General features: G+C 74.9%; 12 protein-coding genes. 8 read left to right on the top strand and 4 right to left on the bottom strand.

Features of this window, described 5'->3' with window-relative positions; translation table 11 throughout:
* Window positions 1–84: 84 nt before the first annotated feature.
* Genes egtA through egtD form a run of 4 tightly spaced genes read left to right on the top strand, consistent with a single transcriptional unit; the run spans window position 85 to window position 4,416 of the window.
* Window positions 85–1,362: an ergothioneine biosynthesis glutamate--cysteine ligase EgtA gene (gene egtA / locus AB0G32_RS34115; RefSeq protein WP_361172491.1), complete on the top strand. Its 1,278-nt coding sequence runs from the start codon at window positions 85–87 to the stop codon at window positions 1,360–1,362.
* On the top strand, window positions 1,359–2,678 hold the full coding sequence (gene egtB, locus AB0G32_RS34110; protein ID WP_361172488.1) for an ergothioneine biosynthesis protein EgtB: 1,320 nt from the start codon (window positions 1,359–1,361) through the stop codon (window positions 2,676–2,678). Before egtA ends, egtB begins: the two co-directional genes overlap by 4 nt.
* Window positions 2,678–3,457: an ergothioneine biosynthesis protein EgtC gene (gene egtC / locus AB0G32_RS34105; RefSeq protein ID WP_361172485.1), complete on the top strand. Its 780-nt coding sequence runs from the start codon at window positions 2,678–2,680 to the stop codon at window positions 3,455–3,457. The genes egtB and egtC overlap by 1 nt, the downstream gene beginning before the upstream one ends.
* Complete coding sequence (gene egtD / locus AB0G32_RS34100) at window positions 3,454–4,416, top strand: L-histidine N(alpha)-methyltransferase (protein WP_361172482.1); 963 nt, start codon at window positions 3,454–3,456, stop codon at window positions 4,414–4,416. The genes egtC and egtD overlap by 4 nt, the downstream gene beginning before the upstream one ends.
* A gap of 12 nt (window positions 4,417–4,428) precedes the next feature.
* On the opposite strand, the gene AB0G32_RS34095 is transcribed toward egtD, so the two are convergent.
* The gene (locus AB0G32_RS34095) at window positions 4,429–5,694 is read right to left on the bottom strand and encodes an extracellular solute-binding protein (RefSeq protein ID WP_361172480.1); all 1,266 of its coding nucleotides are present in this window, start codon (window positions 5,692–5,694) and stop codon (window positions 4,429–4,431) included.
* Between the two features lie 167 nt (window positions 5,695–5,861).
* Here AB0G32_RS34095 and AB0G32_RS34090 point away from each other — a divergent pair, with 167 nt between their 5' ends.
* The 4 genes from AB0G32_RS34090 (at window position 5,862) to AB0G32_RS34075 (ending at window position 9,757) form a co-directional block, all read left to right on the top strand.
* On the top strand, window positions 5,862–6,071 hold the full coding sequence (locus AB0G32_RS34090) for a dodecin (protein WP_361172477.1): 210 nt from the start codon (window positions 5,862–5,864) through the stop codon (window positions 6,069–6,071).
* A gap of 77 nt (window positions 6,072–6,148) precedes the next feature.
* Window positions 6,149–6,319 (top strand): 50S ribosomal protein L32, encoded by a 171-nt coding sequence (rpmF, locus tag AB0G32_RS34085; protein ID WP_361172474.1) that lies wholly within the window; start codon window positions 6,149–6,151, stop codon window positions 6,317–6,319.
* Between the two features lie 42 nt (window positions 6,320–6,361).
* Window positions 6,362–7,369: an LLM class flavin-dependent oxidoreductase gene (locus tag AB0G32_RS34080; RefSeq protein ID WP_361172471.1), complete on the top strand. Its 1,008-nt coding sequence runs from the start codon at window positions 6,362–6,364 to the stop codon at window positions 7,367–7,369.
* 42 nt (window positions 7,370–7,411) lie between these two features.
* The gene (locus AB0G32_RS34075; protein WP_361172468.1) at window positions 7,412–9,757 is read left to right on the top strand and encodes an excinuclease ABC subunit UvrA; all 2,346 of its coding nucleotides are present in this window, start codon (window positions 7,412–7,414) and stop codon (window positions 9,755–9,757) included.
* A gap of 24 nt (window positions 9,758–9,781) precedes the next feature.
* Here AB0G32_RS34075 and AB0G32_RS34070 read toward each other — a convergent pair whose 3' ends face one another.
* The 3 genes from AB0G32_RS34070 to AB0G32_RS34060 form a co-directional block, all read right to left on the bottom strand.
* Window positions 9,782–10,651: a PRC and DUF2382 domain-containing protein gene (locus tag AB0G32_RS34070; RefSeq protein WP_361172465.1), complete on the bottom strand. Its 870-nt coding sequence runs from the start codon at window positions 10,649–10,651 to the stop codon at window positions 9,782–9,784.
* A gap of 72 nt (window positions 10,652–10,723) precedes the next feature.
* A complete protein-coding gene (locus AB0G32_RS34065) occupies window positions 10,724–11,551 on the bottom strand; it encodes a lysophospholipid acyltransferase family protein (protein WP_361172462.1) in 828 nt (275 codons plus the stop codon).
* Window positions 11,548–12,324 carry a GNAT family N-acyltransferase gene (locus AB0G32_RS34060; protein ID WP_361172459.1) on the bottom strand — a complete coding sequence of 259 codons (777 nt, stop codon included), beginning with the start codon at window positions 12,322–12,324 and terminating at the stop codon, window positions 11,548–11,550. The genes AB0G32_RS34065 and AB0G32_RS34060 overlap by 4 nt, the downstream gene beginning before the upstream one ends.
* Between the last annotated feature and the right edge of the window lie 86 nt (window positions 12,325–12,410).

Below are 12,410 nucleotides of genomic sequence, written 5' to 3'. Positions count from 1 at the left end.
AGGTCTTGGGTGGGACGAGTGTGCCGTCCCGGCCGCTGAGGGCCGGAGTTCGGCGACATGGTGGAATCTCAGGAGGATCCCGACATGTCAGAATCGGTCAGTGGCTGTCACAGGCCACGCACCGCCGTCAGTGAGGCCGAGGTCGAGGCGCTGGTCCGCGGCATCGCCTTCAAGACCGGACCGCCCCGGCTGCTCGGGGTGGAACTGGAATGGCTCGTCCACGAGCTGCGCGACCCGCGGCTCCCCGTGACCACCGGACGGCTCGACGCGGTCTACGCCGCGCTGCGGTCCGTCCCCCTGAAGTCGGCGCTCACCGTCGAGCCCGGCGGTCAGCTGGAGCTCAGCTCGCCGCCCGCCGGCTCTCTGACGGACGTCGTCGACACCGTCTCCGCCGATCTGGCCGCCGTCCGCGCGGTGCTGCGCGAGGACGGTCTGGCCCTGGTCGGCCTCGGCCACGAACCGTGGCATCTCCCCCAGCGCTTCCTGCGGCAGCCCCGCTACGACGCGATGGAGGCGTGCCTGGACCGCGCCGGCCCGGCCGGCCGCCGCATGATGCGGGCCACGGCCTCCGTGCAGGTGTGCGTGGACGCCGGGCACGCGGAGCCGGGTCCGCTCGGCCAGGTGCGGCGCTGGTGGCTGGCCCACCAGCTGGGTCCGGTGCTGGTGGCGGCGTTCGCCAACTCGCCGCTGGCCGGGCGGCGGCCCACCGGCTGGCGGTCCACCCGGCAGCTGTGCTGGACGGAGATCGGCCCGGGCCGGGCGGGCGGTCCCGCGCTGGACACCGACCCGGCCGGCGCCTGGGCCCGGCACGTGCTGGACGCCCCGGTTATGTGCGTGCGGCGGGACACCGGCCCCTGGGAGGTCCCGGACGGGCTCAGCTTCCGGGACTGGACCCGCGCCCGCTCGCCCCGGCCGCCCACCGCGGAGGACCTCGACTACCACCTCACCACGCTGTTCCCGCCGGTCAGACCGCGCGGCCATCTGGAGCTGCGCATGATCGACGCGCAGCGCGGGGAGGACGGCTGGATCGTGCCGCTGGCCGTGACGGCGGCGCTGTTCGACGACCCGGAGGCATCCGAGACCGCCTACCGGGCGGTGAAGCGGCTGGCCGAGCGCACCGGCGGCCGGCCCGCCCCGCACAACCCGCTGTGGCGGGACGCGGCCCGGCTCGGCCTCACCGACCCGGAGCTGCGCGAGGCGGCCGCCGGGTGCTTCGCGGCGGCCCTCGGGGCGCTGCCCCGGCTGGGCGCCGACGCCCGGGTGACGGCCGCCGTCACGGCGTACCTGGAGCGCTATGTCGCGCGGGGCAGGTGCCCCGCCGACGATCTGCTGGACGAGTACGGGAAGGACTCTGGCTCATGACCCACCCCGCCCACGACGCCGAGACACTGCGCGAGCGGGCACTGACCACGCTGCTGGCCGCCCGCGACCGCACCACGCTGCTGACCAGCTGTGTGGCGGAACCGGACCTGACCGCGCAGCACTCGCCGCTGATGTCGCCGCTGGTGTGGGACCTCGCCCACATCGGCAGCCAGGAGGAGCTGTGGCTGCTGCGGGCGGTCGCCGGGCAGGAGGCGATACGGCCCGAGATAGACAGCCTCTACGACGCCTTCGAGCATCCGCGCGCCGAGCGCCCCAGGCTGCCGCTGCTGTCGCCGGAGGAGGCCCGCCGGTACGCGGCCGAGGTGCGCGGCCGGGCCCTGGACGTGCTGGAGGGGGCCGCGTTCCGCGGCACGCGGCTGACCGAGGCGGGGTTCGCCTTCGGGATGATCGCGCAGCACGAACAGCAGCACGACGAGACCATGCTGATCACCCATCAGCTGCGCCGGGGGCCGCAGGCGCTCACCGCGCCGGACCCGGACCCGGTGCCGCTGTTCACCGGGCCCGCCGAAGTCCTCGTTCCCGGCGGCCCGTTCACGATGGGCACCTCCAGCGAGCCGTGGGCCCTGGACAACGAACGGCCCGCGCACCGGCGCGAGGTGGCCGCGTTCCACATCGACACCACGCCGGTCACCAACGCGGCGTACCAGGCGTTCATCGACGACGGCGGCTACCGCGACCCGCGCTGGTGGACCGCCGACGGCTGGGACCATGTCCGCCGCGCTTCCCTGACCGCCCCGCTGTTCTGGCACCGGGACGGCGGGCAGTGGCTGCGCCGCCGGTTCGGGGCGGTGGAGGTGGTGCCGCCCGACGAGCCGGTGCTGCACGTGTGCTGGTACGAGGCCGACGCCTACGCCCGCTGGGCCGGGCGGCGGCTGCCCACCGAGGCCGAGTGGGAGAAGGCCGCCCGGCACGACCCGGCCACCGGCGGCTCGGCCCGCTACCCGTGGGGCGACGCCGACCCGGGCCCCGAGCACGCCAACCTCGGCCAGCGCCACCTGCGCCCGGCCCCGGCCGGCAGCTACCCGGAGGGCGAGTCCCCGCTGGGGGTACGTCAGTTGATCGGTGACGTGTGGGAGTGGACGGCGAGCGACTTCCTGCCGTACCCCGGGTTCCGGGCGTTCCCGTACAAGGAGTACTCGGAGGTGTTCTTCGGCCCCGGGCACAAGGTGCTGCGCGGCGGTTCGTTCGCGGTGGACGCGGTGGCCTGCCGGGGCACGTTCCGCAACTGGGACCTGCCCGTCCGGCGGCAGATCTTCGCCGGGTTCCGCACCGCCCGGTCCGCGGCGGCCGGCTGATGTGCCGCCACCTGGCGTACGTGGGGCCCGCGCTGCCGCTCGGCGGGCTCCTCGTACAGCCCCCGCACGCCCTGTACCGCCAGTCGTGGGCGCCGCGCCGGCAGCGGTACGGGACGGTCAACGCCGACGGGTTCGGCGTCGGCTGGTACGCCGCCGAGGACCCGGTGCCGGCCCGGTACCGGCGGGCCGGGCCGATCTGGGCCGATCGGTCCTTCGCCGACCTGGCCCGCGTCGTACGCGGCACTGCGCTGCTCGGCGCGGTCCGGGACGCCACCCTGTCCGGGGCCGACGCGGAGGCCGCGGCGGCACCGTTCGCCGCGGGCAGCTGGCTGTTCAGCCACAACGGGGCGGTGCCCGGCTGGCCCGGCTCGCTCGCCCCGCTGGTGCCGACGCTGCCGGCCGAGGACCTGCTGTCGCTCGAGGCCCGCAACGACTCGGCGTTCGTGTGGGCGCTGGTCCTGCACCGGCTGCGGGCCGGCCTGCCGCAGTCCCGGGCGCTGGCCGACACCGTCCGGGAGGTCGCCGAGGCGGCCCCCGGCGCCCGCCTCAACCTGCTGCTCACCGACGGGGCGACGATCGCCGCCACCGCCTGGGGCGACACCCTGTGGTACCTGGCCCGGCCCGGCGGCGGCACCGTCGTGGCCTCCGAACCCTACGACGACGACCCGCACTGGCAGGAGGTGCCCGACCGCACCCTGCTGGCGGCGAGCCGCACGGACGTGCGGCTCACCCCGCTGAAGGAATCCGCGCCCGTGATCCCGGAGGAGTCCCGTACGTGAGCACGTTCCGCATCACCCGCATCCTGCCCGCGGACGCCACCGACGCCGCCCTGCGCGCCGACGTCCTGTCCGGCCTGACGGGCAGCCCCCGCACCCTGCCGCCGAAGTGGTTCTACGACGCGCGCGGCAGCGAACTGTTCGAGGAGATCACCGCACTGCCCGAGTACTACCCGACGCGCGCCGAGCGCGAGATCCTCGCCGCCCGGTCCGGTGAGATCGCGGCGGCGGCCGGCGCCCGCACCCTGGTCGAGCTGGGCTCCGGCTCCTCCGAGAAGACCCGGTACCTGCTCGACGCGCTGACCGGGCTCGACGCCTACGTCCCGGTCGACGTCAGCGAGAGCGCCCTGGAGGCGGCCGGGCGGGCGATCGCCGCCGAGCGGCCGGGCCTGCACGTGCACGCGCTGATCGCCGACTTCACCGCCGCGCTGGAGCTGCCGGACACGCCGGGACCCCGGCTGCTGGCGTTCCTCGGCGGCACCGTCGGCAATCTGCTGCCCGCCGAACGGTCCGCGTTCCTCGCCTCGGTGCGCGCCGCGCTGGCCCCCGGCGACACGCTGCTGCTCGGCACCGACCTGGTCAAGGACGAGGCGGTGCTGGTGCGGGCGTACGACGACGCGGCCGGGGTGACGGCCGCGTTCGACAAGAACGTACTGGCCGTGATCAACCGCGAACTGGACGCCGACTTCGACCTCGCCGCCTTCGACCACGTGGCGCGCTGGGACGCGGAACGGGAGTGGATCGAGATGCGGCTGCGCTCGCGCACCGCGCAGACGGTGAAGGTGCAGGCCCTCGACCTGGCCGTGGACTTCGCGGCCGGCGAGGAACTGCGCACCGAGGTGTCGGCCAAGTTCCGCGAACAGGGCGTACGCGCCGAACTGGCGGCGGCGGGCCTGGACCTGGTCCACTGGTGGACGGACCCGGAGGGCCGCTTCGCGCTGTCGCTGAGCACCGTGCGCTGACGGCGCCGGACCTCACCGCGCCTCGGGGTCCAGCAGTTCGGTGATCCGGTCCGCGGCCCGGCGGGCCTCGGTGGCCGGGTCGGCGCCGGTGAGCACGTTCGTCATGTACTCCTTGATCGGGTTGTCCGCCTCGACCGCGCCCCACTCGGGCGTGGTCGGGGTGGCCCGCCCGTGCGCGGCCCCGGCCGCCATCGCGGCCACTCCCGCCTCGCCCGCGACGGCGCCGGCCAGCGACTTCTTGTTCGGTACGTAGTTCATGGCGCGGGCCAGTTCGGTGTTCCACTTCTTGCCGGTCAGCGCCTCGACCACGGCGACGGCGGCGTCCCGGTCGCCGGTGTCGCGCGCCACGACCAGGTCGGAGCCGCCGGTGAACACGGCCCCGGGCGTGCCCGCCTTCCTGCCCGGTACGGGGAAGAAGCCCAGTTCGTCCTTGAGCCCGGGGTTCTCCTGGAGGATGGCCTGGGCCAGTCCCGGCACCGCCACGAGCTGCGCCACCTCGCCCCGGGCGAACACGCCGGCCTGCGGCGGGTGTTCCTCGTCGGCGTCGACCGGACCGTCGCCGAGCGCCTGGAGCCGGCGGTAGAACTCCATGCCGCGCAGGGCGGCCGCGCTGTCCAGGGTGCCCTCCCAGGAGCCGCCGCCGCGCTGCCGGGCCAGTTCGCCGCCCTCCTCCCAGATGAAGCCGGAGAGCGTGTACCAGTCCTGTCCGGCCAGGTAGATGCCCTGCCGGCCGTCCGCGTTCAGCCGCTCGGTGGCGTCGAGCCACTCGTCCTGGGTGCGTGGCGGCCGGCTGATGCCCGCCTGCTCGAAGAGGTCCTTGCGGTAGATGACGACGCGGTTGGCGGCGTACCAGGGGATGCCGTACTGCTGGGACTGCCACGCGCCGGGTTCGGCCAGGCCGGGCAGCCAGTCCTTGATGCCCCAGTCCCGCATCGACTCCAGCGTCAGGTCGAGCAGCCCGCCGCCCTCGGCGTAGGTGGGGACCTGGGTGTTGCCGACCTCGATGACGTCGGGCCGGTCCGCGCCGTCCGCCGCCAGCGCCGACTGCACCTTCTCGACGATGCCGGTCCACTCCTGGATGCGCAGGTCCAGGGTGATGCCGGGGTTGGTGCGGGCGAAGTCCTCGGTGAAGCGGTCCAGGTACTCCGCGGAGGCGCTGCCCTTCATCAGCCACACGGTGACGGTGGGCCCGCCGGAGGAGTCGTCCCCGACCAGGCCACAGCCGCCGAGCAGCAGGGCGGCGGCGGGGACGAGGGCGAGCAGGCGACGACGTCTCACGAGGGGTCCTGTTCCGGAACACGGCGAAGGGAGACCCGACATGGGGGGACGAGCCCGTGGCTCGTACGGGTGACTGGATTTTGGTATGCACCAATGCGGAGGTCAAGGGTCACCGGCGGATCGCCCGCCGTCTCGCGCGCCGGCCCGGCGTGCGGCACCGTGGAGGGATGACGAACCACACCTATCGCGTCACGGAAATCGTCGGCACCTCGCCGGACGGGGTCGACCAGGCCGTCCGCAACGGCATCGCCCGCGCCTCGGAGACCCTGCGCAACCTGGACTGGTTCGAGATCACCCAGGTCCGCGGCCAGATCGAGGACGGCCAGGTCGCCCACTGGCAGGTCGGCCTGAAGGTGGGCTTCCGGCTGGACGAGTGACCGTTTTGTAAATGGCATCCATTTTCATATAGCGTCCTCGGTGACCACGCAGGCCCGTCACCGAGGAGCACTCCCCCATGGCCGTCCCCAAGCGGAAGATGTCCCGCAGCAACACCCGGCACCGCCGCGCCCAGTGGAAGGCGGCCGCCCCGGCCCTGGTCCCGGTCACCGTCGACGGCGTCCGCCGGCTCGTCCCGCAGCACCTGCGCCGGGCCTACGAGCGCGGTCTGCTGCGCCCCGAGGACTGACCGCGCGGGGAATGCCCGGGCCCGCGGGGCGTTGAACCACCTGTGAGCCCGCTGACCGCCCGGACCCGTTTCGCCGTCCTCGACCGTTCCCGCACCCGTGAGGGGCGCCCGCCCGGCGAGGCGCTGCGCGACACCGTGCGGCTGGCCCAGGAGGCCGAGCGGCTCGGTTACCACCGGTTCTGGGTGGCGGAGCACCACGGGGTGCCGGGGGTGGCCGGGTCGGCGCCGACCGTGCTGGCCGCCGCCGCGGCCGCCGCGACCCGGACCATCCGGGTCGGGACCGGCGGCGTGATGCTGCCCAACCACCGGCCCTTCGTGGTCGCCGAGCAGTTCGGCGTGCTGGAGTCGCTCTTCCCGGGCCGGATCGACATGGGGCTGGGCCGCTCGGTGGGCTTCACCGACGGGGTGCGCCGGGCGCTGGGCCGCGGCAAGGACGACGCCGACCGGTTCGCCGGGCAACTGGCCGAACTGCTCGGCTGGTTCGCGGGCACCTCCGCCACCGGCGCGCACGCCCGCCCCGCCGAGGGCCTGACCGTGCCGCCGTTCGTGCTGGCGATGGGCGAGGGCGCGGCCGTCGCCGCCCGCGCGGGCCTGCCGATGGTCATCGGCGACCTGCGCGACCGGGACCGGATGCGGCGCGGCATCGACCGCTACCGCGAGACGTTCCGCCCCTCGCCCTGGGCGCCGGAGCCGTACGTCGTCGTCTCCGGCACGGTCGCCGTGGCCGCCACCCCCGAGGCGGCGCGCCGGCTGCTGCTCCCGGAGGCGTGGTCGATGGCGTACGCCCGCACCCGCGGCACGTTCCCGCCGCTGCCGCCCGCCGAGGCGGTCGAGGCCCGGCCGATGACCGCCAAGGAGCGCGACTTCTACGAGGCCGGTCTCGCCGGCCACATCACCGGGACCGAGGAGCAGGTCGCCGACGCGCTGGAGACCCTGCTGAAGGAGACCGACGCCCAGGAGGTGCTGGTCACCACCAGTACGTACGACCGCGCGGCGCTGACCGACTCCTACCGGCGGCTGGCGCGGGTGGTCACGGGGGCGGGCGCATAGAATCGCGGGGTTTGTCCCCCCCCTGCGGTACGGAGCCCTGCCATGCACCACCCCCACGACCCGTACGTCCGGGTCCGCGGCGCCCGCGAGCACAATCTGAAGGGGGTGGACGTCGACATCCCCCGGGACGTGGTGGTGGCGTTCACCGGCGTCTCGGGGTCCGGGAAGTCCTCGCTGGCGTTCGGCACGGTCTACGCCGAGGCGCAGCGGCGCTACTTCGAGTCGGTCGCGCCGTACGCCCGCCGGCTCATCCACCAGGTCGGCGCGCCGAAGGTCGGGGAGATCACCGGACTGCCGCCCGCCGTCGCGCTCCAGCAGCGCCGGGCCACGCCGGGCTCGCGGTCCTCGGTCGGCACGGTCACGAACCTGTCGAACTCGCTGCGGATGCTGTTCTCCCGGGCCGGCGACTACCCGCCGGGCGCCGGGCGGCTCGACTCCGACGCCTTCTCGCCCAATACGGCGGCGGGCGCCTGCCCCGAGTGCCACGGGCTCGGCCGGGTGCACCGGACCACCGAGGAACTGCTGGTCCCCGACCCGTCGCGGTCGATCCGGGACGGCGCGATCGCCGCGTGGCCGGGCGCCTGGCAGGGCAAGAACCTGCGCGACGTGCTGGACGCCCTCGGCTACGACGTCGACCGGCCCTGGCGCGAGCTGCCCGCCGGGCAGCGCGAGTGGATCCTGTTCACGGACGAGCAGCCGGTGGTCACCGTGCACCCGGTGCGCGCGGCCGGGCGCATCCAGCGGCCGTACCAGGGGACGTATCTGAGCGCCCGGCGGTACGTGCTGAAGACCTTCGCCGATTCCAAGAGCCCGGCGCTGCGGGCGAAGGCGGAGGCCTTTCTCACCAGCGCGCCGTGTCCGGTCTGCGGCGGCGGGCGGCTGCGGCCCGAGGCGCTCGCCGTGACCGTCGGCGGCCGCAGCGTCGCGGAGCTGGCCGCGCTGCCGCTGACCGAACTGGCCGCCGTCCTGCCCGAGGGGGGCGGGACGGCCCGGGTCCTCACCGCGGACCTGCGGGCCCGCATCGCCCCCGTCGTCGAACTGGGCCTCGGCTACCTCAGCCTGGACCGGGCCACCCCCACCCTCTCGGCCGGCGAACTGCAGCGGCTGCGGCTCGCCACCCAGCTGCGCTCCGGCCTGTTCGGCGTGGTCTACGTCCTCGACGAGCCGTCGGCCGGGCTGCACCCGGCGGACACCGAGGCGCTGCGGGCGGTGCTCCAGCGGCTGAAGGCGGCCGGCAACTCGGTGTTCGTGGTCGAGCACCACCTGGACGTGGTGCGCGGCGCCGACTGGATCGTGGACGTCGGACCGGGCGCCGGCGAGCACGGCGGGCGGGTGCTGCACAGCGGACCGGTGGCGGAGCTGGCCGGGGCGGCCCGGTCGGCGACCGCCCGGTACCTCTTCGGCCGCGCCGCCGCCCCGGCCCGTACTCCGCGCACCCCGCGCGGCACGCTGAAGGTCGGCCCGGTCACCCGGCACAACCTGCGCGGCGTGACCGCCGAGTTCCCGCTCGGTGTCCTCACCGCGGTCACCGGGGTGTCCGGCTCCGGCAAGTCCACGCTGGTCGGCGAGATCGGCCCGGAACTGCCCGGGGTGGACCGGCTGGTCTCCGTCGACCAGCGGCCCATCGGCCGCACCCCGCGTTCCAACCTGGCCACCTACACCGGCCTGTTCGACGTGGTCCGCAAGGTCTTCGCGGCCACCGACGGCGCCCGGCAGCGGGGGTTCGGGGTGGGCCGCTTCTCCTTCAACGTCGCCGGGGGTGCCCCCTCTGGGGGAGGGCGCTGCGAGACCTGCCAGGGCGAGGGATTCGTCAGCGTGGAGCTGCTGTTCCTGCCGAGCACCTACGCGCCGTGCCCGGACTGCGGCGGGGCCCGCTACCGGCCCGGCACGCTCGAAGTGACCTACCGGGGACGGAACATCGCCGAGGTGCTGGACCTGACGGTGGAGGCCGCGGCGGAGTTCTTCGCGGACGTCCCGGCGGTGGCGCGCAGCCTCGGGGCGCTGCTCGACGTGGGCCTCGGCTATCTACGGCTCGGCCAGCCCGCCACCGAGCTGTCCGGCGGCGAGGCGCAGCGCATCAAGCTGGCGAGCGAGTTGCAGCGCGGCCGGCGCGGGCACACGCTCTACCTCCTCGACGAGCCGACGACCGGTCTGCATCCGGCCGATGTGGAGGTGCTGGCGCGGCAGCTGCACGGCCTGGTGGACGCCGGCCACACGGTGGTGGTCGTCGAGCACGACATGTCCGTCGCCGCCGGCGCGGACTGGGTGATCGACCTCGGGCCCGGCGGCGGGGACGCGGGCGGCCGGATCGTGGCGGCCGGTCCGCCCGCGGCGGTGGCCCGCGTTCAGGGCAGTGCCACCGCCCCCTACCTGGCGCGGGCCCGGTAGGGGGCGGGGCGGGAGGGGTCCGGGTCAGATGTCGCGGCCCGGCCGCCGGACGTCGTCGACCGTGCCCTCGGTCTCGATCCGCTCCTTGCGGACCTGACCCCGCACGGTCTCGTCCTCGACGTGCTCCTCGGTGGTCAGCCGCACGCGTTCCACCGGGACCGTCTCGGTGTCCACCACGGCGTGTTCCTCGTAGAGGGTGACCTCGTGCTCGGCCTCGCTGATCTCCGGGCCGGAGAGCGCGTCGCCGCGGTTGGCCTCCGTGATCGGCTCGCGCTCCAGGCGCACCTCCTCGTGCCGCACCGGGACGGTCTGCTGCACCTCCTCGGTGACGACGTACTTGCGCAGCCGGGCCCGGCCGGTCTCGCGCCGCTCGACCCCGACCCGCAGCCGCTCCTCGGAGAGCGTCATGGCGTCGTCGTCGGGCGTGCCGGTGCGGTCCGTGCGGCCGCGCCCGGCGGTGCCCGCCAGGCCCGCTGTCCCGGCCGTGCCGGCCAGACCCGCGGGGCCGGCCGCCGCGGCGGTGCCGGTGCCGGTGCTCGTGTCCGCGCGCGGGTCGTCGTCGGACAGCACGCTGTCCCAGTTGACGTCGTAGTACTCGTAGAGGCGGTGTTCCTCGCTCGCCGACAGGTGCCCGCCCGCGTCGATGTCCACGCTGGGCGCGCCCTTGACCTTGTCCTTGTCGTAGGGCACCTCGAGGTGGTCCTCGACCAGGGAGGCGTCGTGGATGGGGATGAACGACTCCTTGGAGCCGAGCATGCCCGTCTTGACGCTGACCCACTCGGGGCGCCCGGTCATGTCGTCGAAGAAGACGTGCTTGGCGTCGCCGATCTTGTTGCCGTCGCCGTCGTAGACGGGATGGTCCAACAGCATCGTGATCTCTTCGCGGGTGATCATCTGGCCTCACCCTCCTTCCGGAGTGACACTTGTACGGTTTTCCGCATCAAGAGCGGGAAAACGGCACATCAGTCACAAATGGCACGCACTTTTCGAGTGTGCTTTCCCGTGGTGACCGGCGGGGGCGCCGGCGTCCGCCTCCTCGGCGGCCCGGGCCAGTTCGCGACGGTCGGGGCGGGCACCGGCCGCGAGGACCGGCAGCACCCGCGCCTCGGCCACCAGGCCGCGCGCGCAGGCCACCCGCCACAGCGAGGCGAGCAGGGTGTCCTCGCCGACGAAGGCGGGCGTCGTGCTCACCGCGCGTCCGCCCGCCAGGTAGCGGATGCGCACCGGCTGGACCGGTACGTCCGCGTCCAGCGCGGCCTGGAAGACGGCCCGCCGGTACCGCCCCCGGGCCCGGCCGCACCAGGTGCTGCCCTCGGGGAAGACGGCGACCGCGGCGCCGCCGCGCAGTTCGGCGGCGATCCGGGCGACGGTCCCGGGCAGCGCCCGCAGCCGGTCGCGGTCGATGAACAGCACGCCGCCGCGGGCGGCCAGCCACCCGGCCACCGGCCAGCGCCGGATCTCGGCCTTGGCCACCATCCGGGCCGGCCGGACGGCGGCCAGCAGCGGGACGTCCAGCCAGGAGACGTGGTGCGCGACGAGCAGCAGCCCGCCGGCCGGCGGCGCGCCGCCGACGATCCGGACCCGGACCCCCGCCGCCCGTACGATCCACCGGGACCACGCCCGCACCAGGGCGGCGGGCATCCGGTGTCCGACCGGCGTCAGCGCGATCCCGGCCAGCAGCAGGGCGGCGACCGCCGTCAGCCGCAGCACGGCCCGGGGCAGGGCCGCCGCGGTCCGCGCCCGTTCCACGCAGCCCTCGGGGGTGCAGGGCGCGCCGGGCAGCCAGACGCTCACCGGGCGGCGGGCACGAGCGAGAGGAAGTGCCGCAGGTAGCGCGGGTTGACCCGGCTCATCGGCAGCAGCACGTACAGGTCGGCGACGCCGAAGTCGGGGTCGTGCGCGGGCGCTCCGCACACCCAGGCACCGAGCCGCAGGTAGCCGCGCAGCAGAGCCGGTACCTCGGCGGGCCCGGCCGGCGCCCCGGGGCGCGGGACCCACGGCAGCAGCGGCCGTACCCGGTACTCCTCGGGGGACAGGTTCCGTTCCCGCACCCGGTCCCAGGTGGCCGACGCGAGGGCGCCGCCGTCGGCGAGCGGGACGGAGCAGCAGCCGGCCAGCCACTCGTGGCCGCGGTCGGTCATGTAGCGGGCGATGCCGGCCCAGATGAGGCCGATGACGGCACCGTCGCGGTGGTCGGGGTGGACGCAGGAGCGGCCGACCTCGACCAGGTCCGGGCGGATCGGGTCCAGCGCGGACAGTTCGAACTCGCTCTCCGCGTACAGCCGGCCGGCGACCGCGGCCCGCTCCGGCGGCAGCAGCCGGTAGGTGCCGACCACCTCGCCGCTGGTCTCCTCGCGGACCAGCAGGTGGTCGCAGTGGGCGTCGAAGGCGTCGGTGTCGAGGCCGGGCCGCGGACCGGACAGCAGCGCGCCCAGCTCCCCGGCGAACACCTCGTGCCGCAGCCGCTGGGCGGCCCGGACCTCGTCCTCGTCGCGGGCGAGGGAGACGGTATAACGGACGGGGGTCGCGGGCTGCGGGGGACGGTCGACGGTCAGTACACCGCTCATGGCTGCTCTCCTGGTCAGGGGCCGGGCTCGCCACAGTTCTCCCGACCCCGGCTGTCCTGCACATGACCGCCGCCGGGAGAACGGAT

The organism is Streptomyces sp. NPDC023723, from assembly GCF_040639815.1.
In the GTDB taxonomy this organism is placed as follows: domain Bacteria; phylum Actinomycetota; class Actinomycetes; order Streptomycetales; family Streptomycetaceae; genus Streptomyces.
The sequence above is the reverse complement of the archived record's forward strand: the minus strand, read 5'-3'. Positions and strand labels throughout refer to the sequence as shown.